The following is a 21,640-nucleotide window of genomic DNA, read 5'->3' as shown; positions in this document are numbered from 1 at the left end:
GGGAGCCGCGGCCTCAGCCGGCGCGGTAGACGGTCTTGATCTGCGTGTAGAACTCCAGGCCCACCCGCCCCGATTCGCGGAACGTGGAGGTGCTGGAATGCTTGAGCCCGCCGAACGGCGCATTGATCAGGTTGCCGGTGGTGGTCCGGTTGATCTTCACCGTGCCGGCCTGGATGTCGCGGGCGAAGCGGTGCGCATAGCGCGCATCGGTGGTGGCGATGGCGGCCGACAGGCCGTATTCGGTGTCGTTGGCCTTGGCGATGGCGTCTTCGTAGCCGTCCACTTCGATCAGCGCGATCACCGGGCCGAAGATCTCTTCGCGGGCGATGCGCATCTGCTGCGTGACGTCGGTGAAGAGCGCCGGCGACACGTAATAGCCGCGCTCGAACCCGGCGCCCGTCAGGCGGTCGCCGCCGTACAGGTGGGTGGCTTCCTGCTTGCCTGCCGCTACATAGCCCAGCACGTTGTCCAGCTGCTTGGCCGTGGCCAGCGGCCCCAGGTCGAAGTTGCCGTCCAGGCCGTTGCCGATGGTCAGCGCCTTGATGCGGACCAGCAGCTTGTCGGTGTAGGCCTGGCGCACGCGCTTGTCCACCAGCACCCGGCTGGTACCGGTGCAGGCCTGGCCGCTGAGCGAAAAGCCGCCCTTCACCGCCAGGTCCACGGCGCGGTCCAGGTCGGCGTCCGCCAGCACGATCAGGGGGTTCTTGCCGCCCAACTCCATCTGCGTACGGGTGGTCAGGCCCGCGGTCCGGTGGATCTGTTCGCCTGCGGCAGTGGAGCCGGTAAAGGAAATGGCCCGCACCGCGCGCGCGCCGGTAATTGCCTCGCCCACCGCGCCGGCCGGGCCGGTCAGAAAGTTCAGCACCCCGGCCGGCAGGCCGGCTTGGACGAAGGCTTCGGTCAGGCGGTAGCCCGACATGGGCGCGTCGGACGAGGGCTTGAACACCACGGTATTGCCCGTGATGAGCGCCGGGGCGATCTTGCGGGCGGGAATGGAGATGGGGAAGTTCCAGGGGGAAATCACCGTCACCACCCCCAGCGGCTCGCGCTGGCTGTAGACCACCATGTCCGGGTCGTCGTTGGGATAGGTCTCGCCCGTGAAGGACTGCCCCTCCACGGCGTAGAAGCGGATCGTCTGCGCCGAACGCAGCACCTCGTCCTTGGCCAGGTTCAGGCTCTTGCCCTCTTCCCGAGTCAGTTCGCGGGCGATGTCGTTGGCGTGGTCTTCCAGATACTGGGCCGCGCGGAACAGGATGGCGGCGCGCTTGGAAATCGGGGTATCGCGCCAGCCGGCGAAGGCGGCTTCGGCGGACGCCACCGCCTGGCGGGCGTCTTCCGCGTCCGACACCTGGAAACGGCCCACGATATCGCTGGTGTCGGCCGGGTTGATGTTGGGCGCCGTCTTGCCGGTGCCGCTGGGCACCCAGCTGCCGCCGATGTGGTTCAGGAATGTTTGCTGCGAGAGGTCGTCCACGGGAGCTCTTCCTTAATCTGCGCCCGGCTGGCCGCGATTGCCTGGGCGGGTTGGCTTATGAACATTGTATACTTTAATCAATATGGATCGATACGTGTAAACCCCTGCTTCAGGGCGGCCCCCCTGGAAAAAAGGGTCCCCGCAGGGACCCCAAAGCAGCACCACATACAGGTATCAGCTCCAGATCAGCACGGCGCAGATCGTCGAAACGAATAGCGCCAGCAGCACCGGCAACAGCAGGGCGCGCACCAGCGACAGCACGTTGACCCGCGCAAAGCCCGCCACCGCGATGAGCGAGGACCAGGCGATCAGCGTGCCCCCGCCCGTCCAGACCGCGCCCATCTGCCCCACCGCCGCCAGCGTCGCCGGGTCCACACCCACCACCGGCCCCAGGGCGCCGGACAGGGTGCCGGTCAGAGGCAGGCCCGCGAAGCCTGAACCGTCGATGCCGGTAATCATGCCGACCAGCAGCACGCCAAAGGCCACCAGGAAATGGTTTTCGGGAATCAGGTGCTGGCCGGCGGAAATCACTTCGAACAGCAGGCCCGGCGCCTGCGCTTGCGGCACGCCCAGGATCTGCGCGGCGGTCTCATTGGCGCCCACGAAGAAGAAGCCCGCGATCGGCAACACCGAGCCCATGGCCTTGAAGGCGAACACGAAGCCGTCGGTGACGTGCTCCGGACAGACGTCCAGCATCTTGCGCGGGCCTTCCGCGGCCAGGGTCACCAGCATCATCACAACAAAGGCCACCCCGCCCACCAGCGCCGCCGCGTCGCCGCCGCGCAGCGCGGGCAGGGACGGGAACAGGCGCGGCAGCACCATGACCGCGATCACGGCCAGAAAGGCCAGCGGCGTCACGACGGCAAAGGTCTTGGACCAGCGCACGCGGCGACGCTCTTCGTCGCTCAGGGCCGGGCCGCTGGGTAGCGCGGGGTCCGCACCCATGGTGCCGCGGGCCAGCTCGGCCTTGTCGAACGAGCCGGACTGCTCGATGCGGGCCAGGCTGCCGTCCTGCGCCCGTGCCTGCCAGGCGGACAGGAGCCCGGCGTCGGCCGGCACGATGTGCTTGCGGATCAGCAGGTAGGCCGCCACCAGCGCGACCCCGCCGGTGATGAGCGACAGCACCAGCGCGCGGTCCGCGACCACGGCGGCGCTGACCGCCGCCCCGGCGGCCTTGGCGCTGATGCTGGGCGCCACGCCGATCACGTAGTCCGAGGACAGCGCCATGCCCTGTCCGGCGATGGCGATGGCCATGGCGCCCGCCAAGGGCGGCAGGCCCGCCGCGATGGCAGCGGGCAGCAGGATGGCCGACACCAGCGGCACCGCAGGCGTGGGCCAGAAGAACAGCGAGATCACATAAGTACAGAGAGCGATGATCAGAAAGGACGAATGTCCGCCCCGCATGACGCGGCGAAACGGCTGCACCATGCGCACGTCCGCCTGCAGGGTTTTCAGCGCGTTGAGCAGCGCCGTCATGAAGGTGATCACCAGGAAGATGTTGAACAGCTCCTTCGCAGCCACGAAGCTGGCCGAGAAAATGCCGATCAGGGCGCTGATCGGATTGCCCGTGATGGCAAGCACCACCAGAAAGGTGCCGATCACCGACGGCACCACCACGTTGGCCCGCAGAATCATCGTCAGGATGATGGCGGCCACGCTGATCAGGTACATCCAATGAGCAGCGTTGAGCACTACGTCCGCTTGCATGTGCTATTCCCCTTGTATGCGTGGCTGTTATGGCGCCACATTCGGTATACTATATTTCGTTTGTAGCCATACCAATCAAAATATGCAGCGCCTAGGGAAAGCGATAATTCTGAAAAACCCATGAATAACGCCTAAAAATCAGGGGATTACCCTAGTTTTTGCAGCATCTCATGAAATTCAGAAAAATCCTGGATAGACTATCGTATACATAGTAACGATTAAGCCGGGCATGACATCCTCCCTGCCGTACCCCGATCTCCTCCAGTACGCCACCATGGCCGCCGTGGTGTTCGGCGCCGCGATCGCACAGGGCGTGGGCGGCGTGGGCTTCGCCATGTTCGCCGCGCCGGTGGCGGCCATGTTCTTCCCGCAACTGGCGCCGGGGCCGCTCTTGACGCTGGGCGGTTTCATTTCGCTGTTGACCGCGTTGCGCGAGCGGGCCGCCATCGACTGGCCTTCGGTGTCCTACGCGCTGGCGGGCCGCGCCGTCGGCACATTGATCGCGATCTACGCCATGACGCGCTTCGCGCCGCAGGCGTTGGGGGTGCTGTTCGCCGCCCTGATCCTGGTGGCCGTGGCGCTGAGCGCGGCCGGCCTGCACTTTTCCGCCACGCCGGGACGCGTGTCCGGCGCGGGCGTGGCCTCTGGCATCATGGGCACCATGACCTCGGTGGGCGCACCGCCCATCGCCATCGTGATGCAGCACGCGGCGCCGCCGCGCCTGCGCGCCACGCTGGGCATGGTGCTGTTCCTGGGATCGATCTTCTCGCTGGCCATGCTGGCATGGGCCAAGCGGTATACGGGCTATCACGCCGGGCTGGCGCTCAGCCTGGCGCCTTTCCTGCTGGCCGGTTTTGCGGTCTCCAACCGGCTGCGCCACCGCCTGCCGCCGCGCGCGGTGCGCAGCGTGCTGCTGGCGGTATGCGCCTTGGGCGCGCTGGGCGTGCTGGCCAAGGCTTTTTGGGGACACTGATGCGGCGCCCCGCCAAGCCATGCAGCTACACCCGGTAATACAATGGAGACTGTATCCATTACGCCAAACCTGCTCGCCATGACAACCTCACCCGTCAGCCCGCAAGCCGCAGCAACGCAGCATTCCGCCTCGCTGAAGATCGGCGAGCAGCATCCGCAGTTGTTTGCCGTCATCCGCGACAAGCTGCGCGAGCGCATCCTCAGCGGCGAGTTCACGCCCGGCGACCGCCTGGTCGAAGGCCGCCTGTCCGAAGAAATGGGCGTGTCGCGCATCCCGGTGCGCGAAGCGCTGCGCGCCCTGGCCGCCGAAGGCCTGGTGACCATCGAGCCGCGCCGCGGCGCGTCCGTGTCGGTACTGTCCGACGCGGTCGCCTACGACATGGTGGAAGTGCGCGCCACGCTGGAAGGCCTGAACGCCAAGCTCGCGGCGCAGCGCCGCGATGAGAAAACCGTGGAACGCCTGCAAGCCTTCCTGCGCGAAGGCACGGAAGCCGCGCGCAGCGAACAGCTGGACAAGTTCCTGGCGCTGAATTCCCAGTTCCATGAAATGCTGGCGACCATCGGCGGCAACGTGGTGCTGACCGACCTGATGCGTTCGCTGCGCGATCGCACCGCGCTGCTGTTCGCGCCCAGCAACATGCTGCGCGCCAAGCAGAACTGGGATGAGCATTCCCAGATCCTCAATGCCGTCATCGCCGGCAACGGCGACCTGGCCGCGCTGCTGGCCAGCCAGCACGTGCACAACGCCGCCAAGGCCTATACGGAAGCGCAGCAGCAGCCGCACGCGTCGGTGGCCTGACCCGGCGACACGCCAGAAGCTGACAGCGCCGCGACGGCCGCGCGGCCAGGGGCCTCGGCTGCCGGCCGCGGCCTTGCAGCCCGCGAGCAGCAGCCCTCAGGTCGCTGCTTCCACCGGATCGGACGCCGCGCCGACCACCACGCCCTTGCCATTCTGGATCACCCACGAGACCTTCACGTCGCCATTGACGAAGGTCTGGCAGGCCATGCGGTAGCCGGCCTCGAAGTCTTCCGGACGCAGGTGCTTGCGCTCCTTCGGTTTGATGGCGTCGGTGTTTTCCAGCCCTTCCTCGATGCGGCACTTGCAGGTGCCGCACAGGCCGCCGCCGCACTTGAAGGGAATGCCGCCTTTTTCCTTGAGCGACACGCGCAACAGATTGCTGTTCTCGGGCGCCGTGGCGACCAGGCCGCCATTGGAGATGAATGTGATCTGGACCATGTTGTTCAGTGCTCCGCGGCGACCGCGCCCGGGCGCAGCGTCAAGGTCGATTCCATGCTGCCGAAGCGCGTCAGGTGAGCCAGTTCCTTGCGGGCCGCTTCCACTGACGCGAACTTCTCCAGGAATTTGGAAGGCACGCGATTCACCACGTAGGGCGGCGTTTCCTCGGTGACGATGAGCTTGGTTTCGCCATGCAGGCGGGCGATGCGGTAGACGGCCAGCGCGCGGCCGTAGAACGCGTAATCGTAGGTTTCAAGGATATCCACCGCGCCGTCGTCGGCTTCCGTGCGGAACACGCCGGGCTTGGTGGTCAATATGACGTACACCGGGTCCATGGCCGCTATGCCTCCACGTCCTGGACCAGCTCGATGTCGCTGGTGAGCCAGAGCTGGCACGCCAGCCGGTAGCCCTGGTCGATGCGTTCGCCCAGCTGCTTCTTTTCCTTCCAGTTGACCGGCGGCAAATGCTCGGCCCCGGCCAGCACGCGGCAGGCGCACTTGGCGCACTTGCCCATGCCGCATTCGTAGCGCAGATGCGGATACGGAAACTGCTTGATGCCGGCCCGCACCACCAGGTTGGTGTTGTCCTTCACCACGTCGGTGTAGGTCTGGCCGCCCTTATGAAACACGATGGTAGGCATGGATTTTCTGCTCTGGGTTCTGCGGGGCCGCGGCCGTCCGGCGCGCAGCGCCAGACGGTCTTGCGGTGTGCTCAGGCGGCAAGGCCCAGTTCAGGCAGCGTGATTTCCTGCTGCACGTAGTCGGTGTAGAGCGCGGTCGTGTACAGCAGCCGCATCTGCGCGCCGATCTCGCAGATCTTCAGGCAGCGCTGTTGCAGGTCCACCGTGTTGGCGTGCTCCAGCACGATCTGGTAGCCGCGTTCGCCGTGGATTTCGTCGGACACGATATGCAGGTCGAAGAACTCCACTTCCTCGTCGGTGAAGCCGTACTTCTCGCGCAGAGTCGGCGTCTGCTTGCGGTAGATGGACGGCACTTGCGATTCCAGGCCCACCACCAACCCGGCCACCGCCACGATGGGATCCTCGCGCATGGCCACGGCGTAGCACCAGCTCTGCAGGGCGCGGGTGGTGGGCGACATGTTGTCGGGGTTGGTGACGCGTTCGCGCGTGGTGCCGCAGGCTTCGGCAAAACGGATCAGCAGGTCCGTGTGGCGGTCGCCGCCGATTTCCTCTTCATACATATTGGCCAGCAGGAAGTCCTTGGCCTCGGTGTAGGAATCAGGCGTGCGTGCGTACAGGTAGCCCAGGTAGTCAGCGAACGGGCCCACGTAGTGGTAGTGGTTCTCGGCCCAGCGCTGCAGATGCTGGCGGCTGAGCTTGCCTTCTGCCCAGGCGATGGAAAAGGGCGAAGCGTTGGCGCTCTTGCCCTTGATCGCGTTTTCCAACGCGGTACGGAATTCATCTCGGTTCATCAGTTCAGCCATGACGCGCTCCAGGTCCAGTGGTGAAGACTCCAGGCTGGTCTAAGCCCGGGCATGATGCACATTGTATACCGTCTACTATTTTGAACTGCTAGGGCAATCCCGGAGATCGGCCAGATGTTGCCCAATAAACAGGGACAGTCTTTATGGATCAATGACTTGGCGTGTGCAGGCGGGGGTTGGCCGGAATGCGTGTACGCTGGTACAATGAATACACTTTCAATGCAATACGGAAATACCATGAATACCCGCCATCCCCTGGGAGACGCCCCGATCGGTCAACAACTGCTGACGCATTACGCCCGTCGCGATGCCGTACGCCACGCCACGCCGCTGTTTCCTTCGTCCTGGGCCGAGCTCTTCGCGCCGTTTCGCAACGCCCGCTTGCAGCCGCTGCGCGCGACCAAGCCCGCCGCGCGCGCGCACGACGACGCGCCGGTCTGCCAGGCAGGCTGATTCCCGGTTGGAGGTCCGGCGCGTTCGGCCGGGCAGAAAGATGAAAAGCGCCTAGGCGCCGCGCAGCGCGGCGTCCCGCCGCCGGTTCCAGGCGGCCAGCGCCAGCACCAGGAAGAATCCCAGCGTATAGGCCAGCATGTCCCACCAGTCGGGCACGCTGCCCAGGATCACGCGCAATACCGGCTGCTCCAGCCGCCAGCCGAAATGCCGGGCCAGGTACTGCCCCAGTTCCACCGCGTAGCCGGTGAACAGCGCGGCCAGCGCCAGCGGCAGCACGTCCGCGCGGATGAAGCTGCGATACACCAGATAGGCCCAGCCCACCGCCACCACGTCGCCCACGAAGCCCCGCAACAGGGGATAAGGCGCGCCCAGGGTGGCGATCAGCGCTTCCAGCGCGGTTACGGCCAGCAGCGCGGCAAAGGCGCGCTTGTTGAAGGTCAGGATCATCGGTGCGGAAAACGCGGAAATTGAAACGGGCAGCGCGGACGTTAACGCATTTGTCAGGCCACCGCGCGTAGGCTCGTCTGAACGCGCCGGGGCAGGGCGCTGACAAGAACGAGGAGACACCAAGATGAGCACATTCGACCCGAATGGGCGCCGGCGCTTCCTGCGCCAGGCCTGTACGCTGGGCGCCACCGGCACGCTGGCCGGCCATGCGCTGACCAGCCTGGCGGCGCCGGCCACCGTCACCCTGCCGTTCGCCAACGGCGAGCGCGACCTGATCGCCTATCCGCAGAAGCGGCCCCTGATCCGCCAGACCTCGCGCCCGCCGCAGCTGGAAACGCCGTTCGCGGTCTTCAATGAAAACATCATCACGCCAAATGACGCGTTCTTCGTGCGCTACCACCTGGGCAATATTCCCACCGCCATCGACCTGAACACCTACCGCATCAAGGTCAGCGGGCTGGTGGACAAGCCGCTGGAGCTGTCGCTGGCCGATCTGAAGCAGCAATTCGGCAAACCGGTGGAGCTGGTGGCCGTCACCCAGTGCTCGGGCAACAGCCGCGGCTTCTTCGCGCCGCGCGTGGGCGGCGGGCAGTCGGGCAACGGCGCCATGGGCAATGCCCGCTGGCTGGGCATCCCGCTCAAGCGCGTGCTGGAGAAAGCCGGCATCCGCGCCGGCGCGCGCCAGGTGACGTTCGAGGGCATGGACCGCCCGGTGCTGCCCGGCACGCCGGAATTCGTCAAGGCGCTGGACGCCGCCCATGCGCTGGACGGCGAGGTCATGCTGGCCTATGCCATGAACGGCGCCGACCTGCCCATGCTCAACGGCTATCCCGTGCGCCTGGTGGTGCCGGGGTACTACGGCACCTATTGGGTCAAGCACCTGGCCGACATCAAGGTGCTGGATAAGGAGTTCGACGGCTTCTGGATGCAGAAGGCCTACCGCATTCCCGACAACGATTGCGCCTGCACGCCCCCGGGCAAGGCGCCGGAAAAAACACGCCCCATCGGCCGCTACAACGTGCGCAGCTTCATCACCAGCCTCGCAGAGGGCGCGCGCGTCGCCCGCGGCAAGCCGGTGCAGGTGCGCGGCATCGCCTTCGACGGCGGCAAGGGCATACGCGAGGTCCAGTTCTCGTCGGACGGCGGCAAGACCTGGCAGGCCGCCAAACTGGGCCGCGACCTGGGCCGCTACTCCTTCCGCGAATGGCACGCCGATTTCACGCCCAAGGCCGCCGGCGACTACATGCTGAAGGTCCGCGCCACCAACACGGCCGGCGAAACCCAGCCGCTGGACCCGCTGTGGAACCCGGCCGGCTACATGCGCAACGTGGTCGAAGCCGTCCGCGTCACCGCCGCCTGAGGAGAGCGCCATGAACCGCCATTTCCGTCGCTGCCTGCCGGCGCTCGCGCTGGGCCTCGCCTGTTTGGCCCCGGCCGCCCAGGCCCTGGAGATCAAGCTGCCCCAGGAAACCGCCACCCTGCATCCCGGCACGGGCGCGGGGGCCCAGCATGCGGCCCTGTGCCTGATGTGCCATTCGGTGGACTATGTATCGTCGCAGCCGCCCATGCCCCTGGGCTTCTGGGACGCAGAGGTCAAGAAGATGGTGGGCACCTACGGCGCCCCCATTCCCGCCGACCAGGTGCCGCTGATCGTGGAATACCTGAACCAGGCCTATCCGCCGGCCCCTGCGCCGGCCCCGGCCGCCAAGCAATAGGCGGCCCCTGGCAGCAGCCCCCGGGGCGGCGCGCGGCCGCCCCGCGGTGGCGCGCGCGCTCCCATCGACCGCTGGCTTAGGCGTACCATTACCCGACCCAGACCACGTCCGACAGGAGCGCCTACCCGGCGCGCCGGAAGAACTCCATGCTGCAACCCGTTTCGGCCAACACCGATCTGCCCGCGGACGCACCCGCCGCTCCCGCCCCCGTGCTGCAGGTCAGCACGCTATCCCCCTTCGCGTTTCCGGCCTTCCGCATCATCTGGATCGCCAATCTGTTCGCCAACCTGGGCACCTGGGCGCAATCCGTCGCTGCCGCGTGGATAATCACCACCGAACAGAGCAGCCCGCTGATGGTCGCCATGATCCAGGTGGCCGCCGCCTTCCCGCTGGTGGCGCTGTCCATCCTGACTGGCGTGCTGGCCGACAACTACGACCGCCGCAAGGTCATGCTGACCGGCATGCTGCTGGAGCTGACAGGCGGCGTCTTCATCACCATCCTGGCCTTTGCCGGCCTGCTGCATCCCATCACGCTGATCGCGTCGGTGTTCTGCATCGCCATCGGCAGCGCTATCGTCACGCCGGCCTGGCAGGCCGCGGTGGGCGAACAGGTCCCGCGCGCCCACGTCGGCAGCGCGGTGCTGCTGAACAGCGTCAACTTCAACGTGGCGCGCGCGGTCGGCCCGGCCATCGGCGGCCTGCTGCTGGGCGCCATGGGCGCGCCCTGGGTGTTCCTGCTGAACTGCTTCTGCTACGGCGGCCTGATCTGGGCGATCTGGCGCTGGAAGCGCGACCTGCCGCTGCGCCGCCTGCCGCCCGAAGGCATCCTGGAAGGCGTGGTGGCGGCGCTGCGCTACACCCAGCACTCCACCGTCACGCGCGTGGTGATGCTGCGGTCATTCGCCTTCGGCCTGTCCGCCAGCGCGCTGTGGGCCTTGCTGCCGCTGCTGGCGCACGAACATGAAGGCGGCAGCGCCCTGCTGTACGGCTACATGCTGGGCGCGCTGGGCCTGGGCGCCATCCTCGGCAGCGCCGTCGTACGCCGGGTGCAGGCCGCCTGGGGCGCGAGCGGCCTGATCAGCGCCGCGGCGGGCCTGCTGGCCGCATGCCTGCTGGCGCTGGGCCTGACCGGCACCCTGTGGGTGGCATTTCCCGCGTTGCTGCTGTCAGGCAGCTGCTGGATCGGCGTGCTGGCCACCTATAACACCACCGTCCAGATGCTGGTGCCGGACTGGGTCAAGGCGCGCGCGCTGGCGCTGTACCAGACGGCCATCTTCGGCGGGCTGGCGGCGGGCTCCTTCATGTGGGGCCATTTCGCCGGCACCATGGGCGTTTCCGGCGCCCTGGCCACCGCCGGCATCATGCTGGGCATCACCGTCGCGCTGATGTACCGCTCGCGGCTGCCCGAACATCTGGACACCACGTCGCTGGCGCGGGCCGACACCACCGAGCCGGCGATGGCCGCGGTAGGCTTCAACACGCAGCACGGCGCGGTGCTGGTCGCCGTGGAGTACCTGATCGAAAAGGAAAAGCTGTCCGCGCTGATCGGCGCGACGCACCCGCTGCGCCTCATGCGGCTGCGCAACGGGGCGCAGCAATGGCAACTGTTCCGCGACCTGGAGCGCGAGGGCGTCTGGCGCGAGGTCTTCCTGGTGGAAAGCTGGATGCAATACCTGCGCATGATCGACCGCATGACGCTGGAGGACAAGATGGTGCTGGACAAGGTGCGCGCGCTGCACGCCGGCGACAAGCCGCCGGTGGTGTCGCGCAACGTCAGCTACCTGGCCATGAACGAAGCGCAGGGTTTCTCGCTGCGCCGCGATCCGGAATCCCTGTAGGCGCCCGCGCCGCCGTACTTCAGGCGGCCGTTTCCGGCACCCAGCCCGCGGCCGTGCGGCGCATGCGCGGCGACTCGAACGCGCAGGCCACCGATATCGGCGCGCCCTGCGCATCCACCAGCCGCTCGCGCCAGCGCTCGCCCTGGCACATGGCCACGACGATGCCCGCCACTTCCGCGCCGCAGCGCGCCAGCAGTTCCAGCGCGGACAGCATCGTCTGCCCCGTGCTGACGGCGTCGTCCACCACCAGCACGCGGCGCCCCGCCAGGCTGCCCGCCAGATTCGGATCCACGTACAGCAGCTTGCCGGCGTCCGGCGTGGTCAGCGACTGCACCGGCACGGCCAGGCGTTCGTCGTACCAGTACTTGCGCGAATAGCCGAAGGGCACATAGCGCGTGAACCCCAGGCCGCGCGCCACCATGGGCGCGAAAGCGAGGCCCAGCGTCGGCAGGCCCACGACCACCTCGGCCTCGAAGACGCGCGCGCGCTCGGCCATGAAGCCGGCCAGTGCGTCCACCACTTCCAGGCTGGCATGGTTGGCGATCAGCGAGGCCACGCAGCGGTCAGGGTCGCCGGGCACGCCGCGCAGCGGCAGCACCAGATAGCGGCCGTCGGGCAGCCGCGCGGGATAGCCGCGGGAATAGGGCGGGTCTGCCGGCAGCGTCAGCGCATCGGCGCTGACGATCTCCTGCCAGTAGTCGGTGGTGGCGTCGAAGGCAGGCGCGCCGGCGGTGGTCAGGTCGTGTGAGGCAGTCATGCGTCGCGGAAAGTAGCGGCGGCCGGTCAGCGCGCGCCGGCGGCCAGATAGGCTTCCGCCAGCGTCACCCAGTAGCTGGCCGTGACCGGCAGGATGCCGTCGTTGAAATCGTAGTCGGGGTTGTGCACCATGCAGCCGCCTTCGCCCTCGCCATTGCCAACGATGAAATAGCTGCCAGGCACCTGTTCCAGCATGAAGGCGAAATCGTCGCTGGCTTGCAGCGGCTCCAGGTCGGGGATCAGCAGGCCTTCGCCCAGCCAGCCGCGCGCCACCTCGGCCGCGAACTGCGTGGCATCACGGTCATTGACCACCGGCGGATAGCGCCAGCGATAGTCCACCTGGACGCTGGCGCGGTGCACCGCGGCCTGCGCGGTGGCGATCGCCGTGATGCGTTCGCGCAGCAGCGCGCGCGTTTCAGGGCGGCGCGCGCGCACCGTCAGGCGCAGCTCCACCGTCTTCGGAATCACGTTGGGCGCGTCGCCGCCATGGATGGCGCCTATGGTCACCACCGCCATGTCGTTGGGATCGATCTCGCGCGAGACGATGGTCTGCAGGGCCAGCACGATGCTGGCCGCCGCCACGATGGGGTCCACCGCCACGTGCGGCATGGCCCCATGGCCGCCCACGCCGCTGACGGTCAGGATCACCGTGTCGGACGAGCTGTACATCACGCCGGAGCGGAAGCCGAAATGGCCGGCCGGATAACCCGGCTCGTTGTGAAAGCTGTAGACGGCGTCGCACGGAAAGCGTTCGAACAGGCCGTCGGCAATCATCTTCTGCGCGCCGCCATGGCCTTCCTCGGCCGGCTGGAAGATCAGGTGCACGGTGCCGTCGAAACGGCCGCGTTCGGCCAGCGCGCGGGCCGCGGCCAGCAACGTGGCCGTATGGCCATCGTGGCCGCAGGCGTGCATCTTGCCGGGATTCTGGCTGGCATAGGGCAGGCCGGTGGTCTCATGGATGGGCAGGGCATCCATGTCGGCGCGCAGGCCCAGCCGGCGCGCGCCGCTGCCGCGGCGCAAGGTGCCCACCACGCCGGTCACGCCCAGGCCGCGATGCACCTCGTAGCCCCAGGCCGCCAGCCTTTCGGCCACCAGCTCGGCCGTGGCGACCTCTTGATACGCCAGTTCGGGATTGGCGTGGATGCGATGGCGCAGCGCCACCATCTCTTCCTGGATGGCCTGGATCTCGGGCAGCACGGGGGGTGTATTCATGGCATGGCTTCCTGCAAAGGGGCAGGCCTATTCCTGCTGGATGTTGGCGCTCTTCACGATGTGCGCGTACAAGGCTTTTTCCTTCTTCAGGAAAGCGGCGAAATCCTGCGGCGTGCCCTGTCCGGGCATGGCGCCGCCTTCGGCCAGGCGCTTTTGCACCTCGTCCATGCGCAGCACCGCGTTCAGTTCCTGGTTCAGCCGCTCGACCACGGCGGGGTCGGTGCCTGCCGGCACGAACACGCCGGTCCAGGTGTTGAGTTCAAAGCCCTTGAGCGCCGGCGTCTCGCCAAACGCCTGCACCTGCGGCAGCGTGTCAACGCGCGCGGCGGACGTCACGCCCAGCGCGTGCAGTTTCTTCTGCTGCACCAGCGGCGTGGCGCTGGTGGTCACCAGGAGGCCCAGGTCCACCTGGCCGCCCATGACGTCGTTGGTGATCTGCGCGCCGCCACGATAGGGCACGTGCACCAGCTTGACGCGGGCCTGGTCCTGCATCACCTCCATGGCCAGATGCAGCACGGTGCCCACGCCGGACGAGGCGTAGGTCAGCGTGTCGGGTTTCTCGCGCGCCAGCGCGATCAGCTCGTCCATGTTCTGCACCGGCAGGCCCGGACGCGCCAACAGCACCACGGGCGCGGTAGTCACCAGCGCCACCGGCGTCAGGTCGGATTCGGCGTCGTACTTCACGGCCGAGTTGATCAGCCGGGCCACGCTGATCGGACCGTCAAAGCCCATCACCAGCGTGTAGCCGTCCGGCTTGGCGTGCACGGCCTTGGCCACGCCCAGCACGCCGCCCGCGCCCGCCACGTTGTCGACGATGACGGACTGCTTGAGGCGGTCCGACAGCTTCTGCGCCACCAGGCGCGCCGTGGTGTCGACGTTGCCGCCCGGGCTGAACGGCACGATCAGGGTCAGGGGCCGGGCTTCCGGCCAGGTGTCGGCGCCGGCAGCGGGGGCAAGGCACAGCGCGGCCGCCAGCGCGGACACGGACAGGAACAGGCGTTTGAACATGGAAGGAGCGGGATCGGAGCGAGGGGCGCGCGCGGAACCGGCAGCGCGGAGGAGGGCGACGGCGCCATCCTAACCAGATCCTGGTGATAACTGAAATGCTATATTTTTATAGATTCATCAGGCAAATCTATGACCAAGCGTCCCGCTCCCGATGGCCACGCCGCACCCGTCCGCCAGCCCACGCTGCGCCAGCTGCGCGGTTTCAAGGAAGTGGCCCGCCACGCCAGTTTCAGCCGCGCCGCCGAGGCCCTGGCGCTGAGCCAGCCGGCCCTGTCCGCCGCCATCCGCGAACTGGAGACGCTGATGGGCGTGGCCCTGTTCGAACGCAGCACCCACCACGTGCGCCTGACGCCCGCCGGACAAGCCGCGCGTGCGCAGATCGAATGGCTGCTCAACAGCTACACGCAGGGCGCCGAAGACCTGCAGCGCCTGCTGGATACCCAGGCCGCCACGGTGCGCATCGGCTGCATCCCGTCCACCATGCACTTGCTGGCGCCGGTGGTGGCGCAATGGCGCCTGCGCCATCCGGAAATCGTGCTGATCCTCAGCGACCACCTCAACGACGAGCTCATGGCCGCGCTAGGCAATGGCGAACTGGACATCGGCCTGGGCCTGGACTTCGGCCTCACGCCCGGCGTGGCCGCGGCCTTCGTGGCCGAGGACGACCTGGTCGCGGTGCTGGCCGACACCCACCGGCTGGCGCGGCGCCAGGCGGTGACCTGGCAGGACCTGAAGGCCGAGCCGCTGGCCGTGCTGTCGCGCGGCAGTACCTACGAAATGATCGTGGCCACGCTACGCCAGCTGGGCTCGGACCTGGCCGCGACCGACACCCTGAATTACACCGACACGCTCTACAGCCTGGTGCGCGCGGGCTTGCGCGTGGGCCTGATCTCGCGCCTGTACACACAAGGGCAGCGGCAGGACGGCCTGGCCATCGTGCCACTGCAGCGTCCGCAACTCACACGGCGCATCTGCCTGATGGCGCGCGCCCCCGAACAGCAGGCCCGCGCCGCGGTCCGGCTCTGCCACGCAGAACTGGCTCAACTGCTGCGCGAACGCGCAGCCATCCGCACGCCCTAGAGAGCCGGGCGCGGGCGCTCAGCCGCCCGTCCGCGCACGCCAGGCCAGGGCGCGTTCGGCCCAGGCCTGATGAATCGCGTTCATGTTGCGCGCCAGCGTGGCGGCATCGCCGAAACTCACCCGCGACCCCTGCAAGCGCAGCTGCGTGCGGACCTCCTCCGATTCGAGCGCCCGCGCCACCTGCTGCTGCAGTTGCTCGACGCGGGCGGGCGCCACGCCGCGCGGCGCGAACAAGCCGGCCACGCCGCCGTGCTCCAATCCTCCGAAGCCTTGCTCGGCAAAGGTGGGAACATCGGCCAGGTCGGCATGGCGGCCTGGCCCCGAAATGGCGAGCAGGCGCAGCCGTCCGGCGCTTACCGGCTCCCGCAGTTCAGCCAGGGATGTCAGGCCCAGCGCCAGATAGCCGGCCTGCAAGTCGGTCACCAAGGGCGCGCCGCCGCGATAGCACACTGCCGTGGCCGCCACGCCGAAACGCTCGGCCAGCAGCTCCACGGCCAGCTCCGGCACACTGCCGGGCGCCGGCACGCCCACCGGCAGCGGACCTTCGTATCCGCGCAGATCCTGCAGCGTCAACCAAGGCGAATCCGCCCTGACCGCCAGCGCAATGGCGCTCTGGTCGGTCGTCTGCGCTACCGCCGCGAAATCATCCGGCGACGCAAAGCCGGCCTGCGCATCGATGTGCGGCACGATGGCCAAGGTGTGTTCGTTGGTGAACAGCAGGGTGTGCCCATCGGGACGCGCGGCCAGCAATTCCTGCGCCGCCAGCAAGCCTCCCGCGCCGGGGCGATTCTCGACCAGCACCACTTCGCCCAGGCCGGCTTCCAACTGCCGCGCCAACAGGCGGGCGATCACATCCACCCCGCCCCCCGGCGGAAAGCCGACCAGGATGCGAGTCAGGGGCACGGCGCCAAGACGCCCTGCCGCCGCAGCGCCCAGAACGCCCAGCGCGAGCGCCGGCAAGAGCCGGCGACGGTGCTGGGATACGCCAGATTGCATAGTCGACCACTCCTTGAAAACGCGGCCCGCCGCCGCGCAAGGCGGCAGGATAAGGAGAAACGCCCCGCAAGGAAAGCCAGCTCGCGACCCGGTCCGCGGGCCGGATCCCTTAACACGTTCTAGAATCAGTGATCGCAGCTTCCGGCCCTCTCCCTCTATCCGGACGCGTTGCCCCCGTGGTCCCGCACATGCTCTCGTTCTCCCGCCATACTGTCTATCCGGCCGGCGTCGGCCTGCCGGCAGCCGAACGCCCAGGCGCGCTCCTGGCCGTCATGCTGGCGCTATGCATGGCCAGCCTGGACACCGCCATCGCCAACACGGCGCTGCCCACCATCGCGCGCGACCTGCAAGCCAGCGACGCGGGCTCGATCTGGATCGTCAGCGGCTATCAGCTGGCCATGGTGGCGGGCCTGCTGCCGGCCGCGGCGCTGGGCGAAATTCTGGGCCACCGGCGGGTCTACATCGTGGGGCTGGCCATCTTCATCCTGTCCTCGCTGGCCAGCGGCCTGGCGCCGTCCTTGCCCACGCTGGTGATCGCGCGCGTGCTGCAAGGCCTGGGCGCGGCCGGCGTCATGAGCGTCAACGGCGCGCTGCTGCGCTTCATCTACCCTTCGCACCTGTTGGGTCGCGGCCTGGGCCTGAACGCCATGGTGGTGGGCATTTCCTTCGCGGCGGGGCCGACCGTGGCCTCGGCCATCCTGCTGCTGGGATCCTGGCACTGGCTGTTCCTGATCAACGTGCCCATCGGCCTGCTGGCGTTCGCGCTGGGCCTGCGCAAGCTGCCCGGGACCGCGCGCGCGCCGCATCGCTTCGACGGCCTGGCCGCGGCGCTGTGCGCCCTGACGCTGGGCCTGTTCGTGCTGGGATCGAACGAATTGGCGCACGCGGCTCCCTTGCCGCGCGTGGCGTTGGAATGGGGTATCGCCGCGGCCAGCCTGTGGCTGCTGATGCGCCGACAGGCCGGCCACCCCGCGCCCATCCTGGCAGTGGACCTATTGCGCCGGCCCTTGTTCGCCCTGTCCGCCGCCACTGCCGTGTGCGCGTTCGCGGCGCAGGCGCTGGCCTTCGTGTCGCTGCCGTTCCTGCTGCAGGCCACGCTCGGCTACAGCCAGGTGCAGACCGGCTTTCTCATCACGCCCTGGCCGGTGGTGGTGGCGGTCATGGCGCCGATAGCGGGGCGACTGTCGGACCGCTATGCGGCCGGCGCCCTGGGCGGCGTGGGGTTGGCGCTGCTGGCGCTGGGCCTGGCCTCATTGGCGCTGATGCCGGCCTCGCCCTCGGTCTGGGACCTCTGCTGGCGCATGGCGCTGTGCGGCGCCGGATTCGGTTTCTTCCAGTCGCCCAACCTGCGCGCCATCATGATGTCGGCGCCGGCCTCGCGCGCCGGCGGCGCCAGCGGCATGATAGGCACGGTGCGGCTCTTGGGCCAGGCCTCGGGCGCGGCCCTGGTGGCCGCCTGCTTCAACATTTCCAGCACGCACGGCGCCATCGCCGCGCTGTGGCTGGGTTGCGTGTGCGCCGCGCTGGCCTGCGTCGCCAGTTTTTCGCGGCTGCGCTTTGACGCGAGCGAACCGGCGCAGGCCAGCTCGACGCGCTAGGAACGCGCTATTCCCGGACGTAGCACGGGTATAACGACTGCTGCGCGCGCGCACGGGCCGGATCCACCTCGATCACCACGATGGATTCGGTATCGCTGGTTTGCGCCAGCGGTTCGCCATCCGGCTGGAACGCGAACGCCGTGCCCCCGAATACCTGCCCCGCCGCCGTGCGTCCCGCGCGGTTCGAGCTGACCACATAGCAGCCCGACACCAGCGCCGCCATGGCGCCCGCCGTCAGCCAGCGGCGCGTCGACGCACTGCTGGCTCGCGGCGCCACGATCAGCTCGGCGCCCGCGCGTCCGTAGGCGCGCGAGCGCTCGTTGAACATCAATTCGGTGCATAGCTGCACGCCCAGGCGTATGCCGCCCACCTCGAACACCTCGAACCCATCCATGGCGGCATGGAACCAGGTCGCTTCGAAATAGCCCGGTTCCTCCGGGAAGTATTGCTTATGGTGCAACCGGGTATAGCGGCCGTCCTGCAGGGCGAACGCCTCGTTGGCCAACCGTTCGCCCGCATACACCGGCCGCGACGATACGATGGCCGGCACTCCCAGCGCCGCCAGCGCATCCAGGCCCGCCTCATGCATGCGCACCGACGCCGCCGCGCGGGCCGCGTCGTATTGCGGGTCGGCGGCCAGCCACGGCCCGAACGGCATTTCACTGGTCACCAGAAGATCCGGGGCCAGCTCAGCGATGCGTTCGGCGATACCTTCCCAGGTCGCGCCCTTGGGCTCCAGATCAGCCGGCCCTTCCATCATGCATATCCGCATACCCACATCCAAGTTGAGCGCGCGCCCCCGGACGGGGCACGTCATCCATGGATGGTAGACCGCCTGTGGCGATTGCGGACGCGGGCCGGTTCAAGCCGTCCGTTGCGGGCGCGATCCTGTCCGGATCCGCCCGTTTCAGGCGAGTGTTGCGGCGTCGACCAGCGCGCCATGCCGGACCACCCGCTTGGGCAGGTCGCCGCCTATCCAGTAGGCCAGCTCGGCGGGATGCTGCACCTCCCAGGCAACGAAGTCCGCATACTTGCCTGCTTCCAGCGTGCCATGCGTGGCCTGCAGTCCCAGCGCTTTCGCCGCATGCGTCGTCGCCCCGGCCAGCGCTTCTTCGGGCGTCAGGCGGAACAGCGTGCAGGCCATGCTCAGCATCAGCCTCAGCGACAGCGCGGGCGAGGTGCCGGGGTTCAGGTCGCTGGAGATGGCGATGGGCACGCCATGGCGGCGCAACAGGTCGATGGGAGGCAGCCTGGTCTCGCGCAGGGCGTAGAACGCCCCAGGCAGCAGCACCGCCACCGTGCCGGCCTGCGCCATCGCCAGCACATCGCTTTCGGTCAGGTATTCCAGATGATCCGCCGACCAGGCGCCATAACGCGCGGCCAGCGCCGCCCCGTGCAACGAAGACAATTGCTCTGCGTGCAGTTTCACCGGCAGTCCCAGTTCACGCGCAGCCTGGAACACCCGTTCGACCTGTGCCGGCGTGAATGCCAAATGCTCACAGAATGCATCCACCGCGTCGATCAAGCCCTCGACGGCCAGCAGCGGCAGCATGCGGCGCGCGACTTCGTCGATGTAATCGTCCGCGCGGCCCGCGTAGTCCGGCGGCAGCGCGTGCGCGGCCAGACAGGTCGCGCTGATGGTCAGCGGCAGGGTCTGGCCCAGGCGCCGCGCCACCCTGAGCATCTTGCGCTCGTTGGGCAGGTCCAGCCCATAGCCGGACTTCACTTCCAGCGTGGTCACGCCGTCGCGCATCAGATGCAGGGCGCGCTTGCGTGCGCTGGCGTAAAGTTCATCCTCGCTGGCGGCGCGGGTGGCGCGCACGGTGCTGGCGATGCCGCCGCCTTGCGCGGCGATGGTGGCGTAGTCCACGCCTTGCAGGCGCTGTTCGAACTCCAGGCTGCGATTGCCGCCGAACACCAGGTGGGTGTGGCAATCGATCAACCCGGGCGTGACCCAGGCGCCGCCCAGGTCGTGCTCGCGCGCGTCGCCCCCAGGCGGCAGTTTCTCCTCAGGACCGATCCACTCGATGCGGTTCTCGCCTGTCACGATGGCGGCCCGTTCGATCACGGAGTACTTACCCTGCGCCATCGTGGCGGCGTGGCAATTGCGCCAGACCTGTCTCATGCGTAGGCTCCTCTTGCGCGCCGGCGTTAAAGACTGGGCAACAGGCCGGCCGGCACCAACGCCGTCAGACCCTGGCCCGCAATGAGCTGACTCGCCGCTTCAATGTCGGGCGCAAAGAAGCGGTCCCGCTCATAGTGCGCCACTTTCTGGCGCAACAGGCCGCGAGCACGCTCCAGCTTGGGCGCAGTCTTCAAGCCCTGGCGGAAATCCAGGCCCTGGCAGGCGCCCAGCCATTCGATCGCGAGGATATCGCGCACGTTCTCGGCCATGGGCCAGAGCCGCTTGCCCGCATTCGGCGCCATGGACACGTGGTCCTCCTGGTTGGCCGAAGTCGGCAGGCTGTCCACGCTGGCGGGGTGCGCCAGCGCCTTGTTGTCGCTGGCCAGCGCCGCCGCGGTCACCTGGGCAATCATGAATCCGGAATTCACGCCGCCGTTGCTCACCAGGAACGGCGGCAGCTGCGACATATGCTTGTCCATCATCAGCGAGATGCGGCGCTCGGACAGCGCGCCGATCTCGGCCAGCGCCAGCGCCAGGTTGTCCGCCGCCATGGCCACCGGCTCGGCATGGAAGTTGCCGCCCGAAACCACATCGCCCTGCTCGGCAAACACCAGCGGATTGTCGGAGACCGCGTTGGACTCGATCTCCAGCACCTGGGCGGCATGGCGTATCTGCGTCAGGCAGGCGCCCATGACCTGCGGCTGGCAGCGCAGCGAATAGGGGTCTTGCACCTTGTCGCAGTTCGCGTGCGAATGCCCGACCTCGCTGTCCTCGGTCAGCAGATCGCGGTACACGGCCGCCACGTCGATCTGGCCAGGCTGACCGCGCGCAGCGTGGATGCGAGGATCGAACGGCGCGCGCGATGCCAGCATGGCTTCCACGCTGAGGCTGCCGCAGACCAGCCCGGCCGCCAGCAGGTCCTCGGCCTCGAACAGCCCGCGCAGCGCATAGGCCGTCGAAACCTGCGTACCGTTCAAGAGCGCCAGGCCTTCCTTGGCCGCCAGCGTCAAGGGTTCCAGCCCCGCCTGGGCCAGCGCTTCGCGCGCGGGCAGCCAGGCGCCGCGATGGCGCGCCTTGCTCTCGCCCAGCAGCAACAGAGACATGTGCGCCAGCGGCGCAAGGTCGCCGGACGCGCCCACCGATCCCTTCAGCGGGATATGCGGATAGACCTCGGCGTTCACCAGCGCGATCAGCGCATCGATCACCTTGCGGCGGATGCCCGAATAGCCCCGCGCCAGGCTGTTGATCTTCAGCACCATGATCAGCCGCACCATCGCGTCGTCCAGCGCCTCGCCCACCCCGGCCGCATGCGACAGCACCAGCGAACTCTGCAGGGCTTCCAGATCCTCGCGCGCGATCCGCGTCGTGGCCAGCAATCCGAATCCGGTGTTGATGCCGTAGGCCGTGCGGCCTTCGGCAATGATGCGCTCGACGCAGGCCACGCTGGCCTCGATCGGCCCGGCCGCCGCCGGGTCCAGCGTCACGCGAGCCGGCTGCTGGTGGACGCGCCGCAGGTCGGCCAAGGTCATGTGGCCGGGTGTCAGATGCAATTCCATTGTTGTTCTCCTAGGCGAGTGCC

The 21,640-nt window shown here is 68.0% G+C and carries 22 protein-coding genes; 8 read left to right on the top strand and 14 right to left on the bottom strand.

Annotated elements, in window-relative coordinates; translation table 11 throughout:
- Positions 1-13: 13 nt before the first annotated feature.
- Positions 14-1,474 carry an aldehyde dehydrogenase family protein gene (locus IAG39_RS01530; RefSeq protein WP_118932330.1) on the bottom strand — a complete coding sequence of 487 codons (1,461 nt, stop codon included), beginning with the start codon at positions 1,472-1,474 and terminating at the stop codon, positions 14-16.
- A 174-nt stretch (positions 1,475-1,648) separates the two neighbouring features.
- On the bottom strand, positions 1,649-3,181 hold the full coding sequence (locus IAG39_RS01525; RefSeq protein WP_059377097.1) for a hypothetical protein: 1,533 nt from the start codon (positions 3,179-3,181) through the stop codon (positions 1,649-1,651).
- A gap of 229 nt (positions 3,182-3,410) precedes the next feature.
- Here IAG39_RS01525 and IAG39_RS01520 point away from each other — a divergent pair, with 229 nt between their 5' ends.
- Together IAG39_RS01520 and IAG39_RS01515 are read left to right on the top strand one after the other, a co-directional pair.
- Positions 3,411-4,154: a sulfite exporter TauE/SafE family protein gene (locus IAG39_RS01520; protein ID WP_118932329.1), complete on the top strand. Its 744-nt coding sequence runs from the start codon at positions 3,411-3,413 to the stop codon at positions 4,152-4,154.
- A gap of 78 nt (positions 4,155-4,232) precedes the next feature.
- On the top strand, positions 4,233-4,952 hold the full coding sequence (locus IAG39_RS01515) for a GntR family transcriptional regulator (protein ID WP_059377095.1): 720 nt from the start codon (positions 4,233-4,235) through the stop codon (positions 4,950-4,952).
- Between the two features lie 96 nt (positions 4,953-5,048).
- Here the strand turns inward: IAG39_RS01515 and IAG39_RS01510 are convergent, their stop codons facing one another.
- The 4 genes from IAG39_RS01510 to IAG39_RS01495 all read right to left on the bottom strand — a co-directional run bounded on the left by IAG39_RS01510 (position 5,049) and on the right by IAG39_RS01495 (position 6,833).
- Positions 5,049-5,399 carry a 2Fe-2S iron-sulfur cluster-binding protein gene (locus tag IAG39_RS01510; RefSeq protein ID WP_041652092.1) on the bottom strand — a complete coding sequence of 117 codons (351 nt, stop codon included), beginning with the start codon at positions 5,397-5,399 and terminating at the stop codon, positions 5,049-5,051.
- Positions 5,396-5,725 (bottom strand): ferredoxin, encoded by a 330-nt coding sequence (locus IAG39_RS01505; RefSeq protein WP_118932328.1) that lies wholly within the window; start codon positions 5,723-5,725, stop codon positions 5,396-5,398. The genes IAG39_RS01510 and IAG39_RS01505 overlap by 4 nt, the downstream gene beginning before the upstream one ends.
- A gap of 5 nt (positions 5,726-5,730) precedes the next feature.
- Positions 5,731-6,030, bottom strand: a complete 300-nt coding sequence (locus tag IAG39_RS01500) for a 2Fe-2S iron-sulfur cluster-binding protein (protein ID WP_054455328.1) — start codon at positions 6,028-6,030, stop codon at positions 5,731-5,733.
- A gap of 71 nt (positions 6,031-6,101) precedes the next feature.
- Positions 6,102-6,833: a TenA family transcriptional regulator gene (locus IAG39_RS01495; protein ID WP_054455904.1), complete on the bottom strand. Its 732-nt coding sequence runs from the start codon at positions 6,831-6,833 to the stop codon at positions 6,102-6,104.
- Positions 6,834-7,070: 237 nt separating this feature from the next.
- Between IAG39_RS01495 and IAG39_RS01490 the strand changes: the two genes are divergently transcribed.
- Positions 7,071-7,286, top strand: coding sequence for a hypothetical protein (locus IAG39_RS01490; RefSeq protein ID WP_118932353.1), 216 nt, complete (start codon positions 7,071-7,073; stop codon positions 7,284-7,286).
- A gap of 51 nt (positions 7,287-7,337) precedes the next feature.
- Here IAG39_RS01490 and IAG39_RS01485 read toward each other — a convergent pair whose 3' ends face one another.
- Positions 7,338-7,733: a DUF2809 domain-containing protein gene (locus IAG39_RS01485; protein WP_059377089.1), complete on the bottom strand. Its 396-nt coding sequence runs from the start codon at positions 7,731-7,733 to the stop codon at positions 7,338-7,340.
- A gap of 124 nt (positions 7,734-7,857) precedes the next feature.
- On the opposite strand from IAG39_RS01485, the gene IAG39_RS01480 reads away from it, so the two are divergent.
- The 3 genes from IAG39_RS01480 to IAG39_RS01470 all read left to right on the top strand — a co-directional run bounded on the left by IAG39_RS01480 (position 7,858) and on the right by IAG39_RS01470 (position 11,286).
- Entirely contained in the window at positions 7,858-9,093 is a 1,236-nt protein-coding gene (locus IAG39_RS01480; RefSeq protein ID WP_118932327.1) for a molybdopterin-dependent oxidoreductase, read from the top strand.
- 10 nt (positions 9,094-9,103) lie between these two features.
- Entirely contained in the window at positions 9,104-9,448 is a 345-nt protein-coding gene (locus IAG39_RS01475) for a hypothetical protein (RefSeq protein ID WP_059377085.1), read from the top strand.
- A 146-nt stretch (positions 9,449-9,594) separates the two neighbouring features.
- On the top strand, positions 9,595-11,286 hold the full coding sequence (locus IAG39_RS01470; RefSeq protein ID WP_059377079.1) for an MFS transporter: 1,692 nt from the start codon (positions 9,595-9,597) through the stop codon (positions 11,284-11,286).
- A 19-nt stretch (positions 11,287-11,305) separates the two neighbouring features.
- On the opposite strand, the gene IAG39_RS01465 is transcribed toward IAG39_RS01470, so the two are convergent.
- The 3 genes from IAG39_RS01465 to IAG39_RS01455 are packed head-to-tail and all read right to left on the bottom strand — an operon-like array spanning position 11,306 to position 14,262.
- Positions 11,306-12,043 (bottom strand): phosphoribosyltransferase, encoded by a 738-nt coding sequence (locus tag IAG39_RS01465; protein WP_118932326.1) that lies wholly within the window; start codon positions 12,041-12,043, stop codon positions 11,306-11,308.
- A gap of 26 nt (positions 12,044-12,069) precedes the next feature.
- Positions 12,070-13,254, bottom strand: a complete 1,185-nt coding sequence (locus IAG39_RS01460) for a M20 aminoacylase family protein (protein ID WP_118932325.1) — start codon at positions 13,252-13,254, stop codon at positions 12,070-12,072.
- Positions 13,255-13,281: 27 nt separating this feature from the next.
- Positions 13,282-14,262 (bottom strand): Bug family tripartite tricarboxylate transporter substrate binding protein, encoded by a 981-nt coding sequence (locus IAG39_RS01455; protein ID WP_059377068.1) that lies wholly within the window; start codon positions 14,260-14,262, stop codon positions 13,282-13,284.
- Positions 14,263-14,391: 129 nt separating this feature from the next.
- On the opposite strand from IAG39_RS01455, the gene IAG39_RS01450 reads away from it, so the two are divergent.
- Positions 14,392-15,342 (top strand): LysR family transcriptional regulator, encoded by a 951-nt coding sequence (locus IAG39_RS01450; RefSeq protein WP_118932324.1) that lies wholly within the window; start codon positions 14,392-14,394, stop codon positions 15,340-15,342.
- A gap of 18 nt (positions 15,343-15,360) precedes the next feature.
- Here the strand turns inward: IAG39_RS01450 and IAG39_RS01445 are convergent, their stop codons facing one another.
- Entirely contained in the window at positions 15,361-16,338 is a 978-nt protein-coding gene (locus IAG39_RS01445; protein WP_118932323.1) for a tripartite tricarboxylate transporter substrate-binding protein, read from the bottom strand.
- A 188-nt stretch (positions 16,339-16,526) separates the two neighbouring features.
- On the opposite strand from IAG39_RS01445, the gene IAG39_RS01440 reads away from it, so the two are divergent.
- On the top strand, positions 16,527-17,936 hold the full coding sequence (locus tag IAG39_RS01440) for an MFS transporter (protein WP_118932322.1): 1,410 nt from the start codon (positions 16,527-16,529) through the stop codon (positions 17,934-17,936).
- A gap of 7 nt (positions 17,937-17,943) precedes the next feature.
- On the opposite strand, the gene IAG39_RS01435 is transcribed toward IAG39_RS01440, so the two are convergent.
- The 3 genes from IAG39_RS01435 to hutH form a co-directional block, all read right to left on the bottom strand.
- The gene (locus IAG39_RS01435; protein WP_223283356.1) at positions 17,944-18,696 is read right to left on the bottom strand and encodes a carbon-nitrogen hydrolase family protein; all 753 of its coding nucleotides are present in this window, start codon (positions 18,694-18,696) and stop codon (positions 17,944-17,946) included.
- 147 nt (positions 18,697-18,843) lie between these two features.
- The gene (hutI, locus tag IAG39_RS01430; protein WP_118932321.1) at positions 18,844-20,061 is read right to left on the bottom strand and encodes an imidazolonepropionase; all 1,218 of its coding nucleotides are present in this window, start codon (positions 20,059-20,061) and stop codon (positions 18,844-18,846) included.
- A 26-nt stretch (positions 20,062-20,087) separates the two neighbouring features.
- Positions 20,088-21,617 (bottom strand): histidine ammonia-lyase, encoded by a 1,530-nt coding sequence (gene hutH / locus IAG39_RS01425; RefSeq protein ID WP_118932320.1) that lies wholly within the window; start codon positions 21,615-21,617, stop codon positions 20,088-20,090.
- Positions 21,618-21,640 lie beyond the last annotated feature (23 nt).

Origin of the sequence: Achromobacter xylosoxidans (assembly GCF_014490035.1) — a bacterium.
In the GTDB taxonomy this organism is placed as follows: Bacteria; Pseudomonadota; Gammaproteobacteria; order Burkholderiales; family Burkholderiaceae_B; genus Achromobacter; species Achromobacter bronchisepticus_A.
This window is presented reverse-complemented; position numbering and strand designations above follow the sequence as displayed.

Excerpts from the sequence above, each read along its gene's own strand:
- IAG39_RS01480 (WP_118932327.1), top strand. The coding sequence starts at position 7,858 with ATGAGCACATTCGACCCGAATGGGCGCCGGCGCTTCCTGCGCCAGGCC.
- IAG39_RS01450 (WP_118932324.1), top strand. The coding sequence starts at position 14,392 with ATGACCAAGCGTCCCGCTCCCGATGGCCACGCCGCACCCGTCCGCCAG.
- IAG39_RS01455 (WP_059377068.1), bottom strand. The coding sequence starts at position 14,262 with ATGTTCAAACGCCTGTTCCTGTCCGTGTCCGCGCTGGCGGCCGCGCTG.
- IAG39_RS01495 (WP_054455904.1), bottom strand. The coding sequence starts at position 6,833 with ATGGCTGAACTGATGAACCGAGATGAATTCCGTACCGCGTTGGAAAAC.
- IAG39_RS01460 (WP_118932325.1), bottom strand. The coding sequence starts at position 13,254 with ATGAATACACCCCCCGTGCTGCCCGAGATCCAGGCCATCCAGGAAGAG.
- hutH (WP_118932320.1), bottom strand. The coding sequence starts at position 21,617 with ATGGAATTGCATCTGACACCCGGCCACATGACCTTGGCCGACCTGCGG.
- IAG39_RS01520 (WP_118932329.1), top strand. The coding sequence starts at position 3,411 with ATGACATCCTCCCTGCCGTACCCCGATCTCCTCCAGTACGCCACCATG.
- IAG39_RS01500 (WP_054455328.1), bottom strand. The coding sequence starts at position 6,030 with ATGCCTACCATCGTGTTTCATAAGGGCGGCCAGACCTACACCGACGTG.
- IAG39_RS01485 (WP_059377089.1), bottom strand. The coding sequence starts at position 7,733 with ATGATCCTGACCTTCAACAAGCGCGCCTTTGCCGCGCTGCTGGCCGTA.
- IAG39_RS01470 (WP_059377079.1), top strand. The coding sequence starts at position 9,595 with ATGCTGCAACCCGTTTCGGCCAACACCGATCTGCCCGCGGACGCACCC.
- IAG39_RS01465 (WP_118932326.1), bottom strand. The coding sequence starts at position 12,043 with ATGACTGCCTCACACGACCTGACCACCGCCGGCGCGCCTGCCTTCGAC.
- IAG39_RS01490 (WP_118932353.1), top strand. The coding sequence starts at position 7,071 with ATGAATACCCGCCATCCCCTGGGAGACGCCCCGATCGGTCAACAACTG.
- IAG39_RS01525 (WP_059377097.1), bottom strand. The coding sequence starts at position 3,181 with ATGCAAGCGGACGTAGTGCTCAACGCTGCTCATTGGATGTACCTGATC.
- hutI (WP_118932321.1), bottom strand. The coding sequence starts at position 20,061 with ATGAGACAGGTCTGGCGCAATTGCCACGCCGCCACGATGGCGCAGGGT.
- IAG39_RS01445 (WP_118932323.1), bottom strand. The coding sequence starts at position 16,338 with ATGCAATCTGGCGTATCCCAGCACCGTCGCCGGCTCTTGCCGGCGCTC.
- IAG39_RS01440 (WP_118932322.1), top strand. The coding sequence starts at position 16,527 with ATGCTCTCGTTCTCCCGCCATACTGTCTATCCGGCCGGCGTCGGCCTG.
- IAG39_RS01435 (WP_223283356.1), bottom strand. The coding sequence starts at position 18,696 with ATGATGGAAGGGCCGGCTGATCTGGAGCCCAAGGGCGCGACCTGGGAA.
- IAG39_RS01475 (WP_059377085.1), top strand. The coding sequence starts at position 9,104 with ATGAACCGCCATTTCCGTCGCTGCCTGCCGGCGCTCGCGCTGGGCCTC.
- IAG39_RS01505 (WP_118932328.1), bottom strand. The coding sequence starts at position 5,725 with ATGGACCCGGTGTACGTCATATTGACCACCAAGCCCGGCGTGTTCCGC.
- IAG39_RS01515 (WP_059377095.1), top strand. The coding sequence starts at position 4,233 with ATGACAACCTCACCCGTCAGCCCGCAAGCCGCAGCAACGCAGCATTCC.